The 733-nt window shown below is 65.8% G+C and carries 1 protein-coding gene and 1 pseudogene; both read right to left on the bottom strand.

What is annotated here, in order from left to right; genetic code table 11:
* On the bottom strand, positions 1-499 hold a 499-nt coding region (locus tag MOV75_RS40580; protein ID WP_247008467.1), incomplete at its 3' end, for a DNA polymerase Y family protein.
* A pseudogene (locus MOV75_RS40575) lies at positions 499-733 on the bottom strand (hypothetical protein); the annotation flags it as partial. The pseudogene MOV75_RS40575 and the gene MOV75_RS40580, both read right to left, overlap by 1 nt.

The following is a 733-nucleotide window of genomic DNA, read 5'->3' as shown; positions in this document are numbered from 1 at the left end:
AGGCCTGCCGCGTCAGCGTACGCGCACAGACCGACGTGCCGGCGATTGCCGCACCGACGGCAAAGCCCTGGCGGGCAAGCGCACGAACCAGCATCGTCAGCAGCGCAGCCTCGCCGCCGAACAGATGTGCGCAGCCGGTGATATCGAGGAACAACCCGTGAGGCGGATCGAGCGCCACCAGCGGCGTGAAGCGGTCGCACCAGTCGGCGATATCGCTGAGCGTCTTCGCATCGGCGACGGTATCGGCGTCGAACACTTTTAGATCCGGACACATCGCCCGCGCATTGGCCAGGGGCTGGCCGATGTACAGGCCGAGGCGCTCGGCGGCCTCGTCCAGCGCATGGATCGCCAGCGCATTGTTGTCCTTGATGACGACGATGCTCGGATGAGTGGTTTTACCCAGCCCGGCGCTGCCAAGGAACCGCTGGATCCGGTCGATAGGCAGGCGCGGCAGCCACAGGCTGAGAATACGTCGACGGCTCACTGAACTGGCACTCATCACATTTCCATTCCATGATCCACCGGCCGCACGGGCCATGACGATTGCGCAACAGCTCGGCATCGAAGCGCGGCGCGCCCCAGATGCTCCACCCCGGGCTCGGCGGCGAATGCGCCGCGCGCAGCATCCACCGCGCGAAGCCCGGCAACGTCGACCGAATAAAGGCGCCTTTGCGCCTCCGCCCGGACATTGGCAAAACCGCTCTCTCGCAACACCTTGAGGTGCTGCGAGACC

The sequence above is a fragment of the Bradyrhizobium sp. PRIMUS42 genome (assembly GCF_023006515.1).
GTDB lineage: Bacteria > Pseudomonadota > Alphaproteobacteria > Rhizobiales > Xanthobacteraceae > Bradyrhizobium.
The sequence above is the reverse complement of the archived record's forward strand: the minus strand, read 5'-3'. Positions and strand labels throughout refer to the sequence as shown.